Here is a 662-nt window from a genome sequence, read left to right as displayed (position 1 = left end):
GAATGGAAGGGTGTCGGCGTGATGCGCAGCCGTTCGGTGCCGCGCGGCACCGTCGGATAGTTGATCGGCTGGATGTAGATGCCGTGGACGCCAAGCAGGCGGTCGCTCGCCATCTTGCAAAGCTCGGGATCGCCGACCAGCACCGGCACGATATGGGTGGCCGATTCCATCACCGGCAGCCCGGCCGCGGCAAGCACCTGCTTGGCCCGCGCTGCCTGGCGCTGCTGGGCGTCGCGCTCGGCCTGCGAGCGCTTCAAATGCCTGATCGAGGTGGTGGCGGCCGCCGCGATCGCGGGCGGCAGCGCGGTGGTGAAAATGAAGCCCGGCGCATAGGAGCGCACCGCGTCGATCACAGCGCTCGTGCTGGTGATGTAGCCGCCCAGCGTGCCGAAGGCCTTGGCCAGCGTCCCCTCGATGATGTCGATGCGGTCGGCAAGACCCTCGCGCTCGGTGATGCCGCCGCCGCGCGCACCGTACATGCCGACAGCATGAACCTCGTCGATATAGGTCAGGGCGTTGTAGCGCTCGGCGAGCTCGACGATCTGCTTGATCGGCGCGATGTCGCCGTCCATCGAATAGACGCTTTCGAAGACGATCAGCTTGGCGCGCTCGCGTCCTGCCGCCTGCAGCAGGCTTTCCAGATGCGCAACGTCGTTGTGGCG

Annotated in this window: 1 protein-coding gene; it reads right to left on the bottom strand. The window is 66.9% G+C overall.

The window, feature by feature from the left end:
* Positions 1-662, bottom strand: a 662-nt coding sequence (gene hemA, locus P9254_RS28825; RefSeq protein WP_278103917.1) for a 5-aminolevulinate synthase, incomplete at both ends; no start/stop codon positions are given.

It is taken from the genome of Mesorhizobium sp. WSM4983 (assembly GCF_029625765.1).
In the GTDB taxonomy this organism is placed as follows: domain Bacteria; phylum Pseudomonadota; class Alphaproteobacteria; order Rhizobiales; family Rhizobiaceae; genus Mesorhizobium.
Note: the sequence above shows the minus strand (reverse complement) of the source record. Positions and strands in the feature narration are given on the sequence as shown.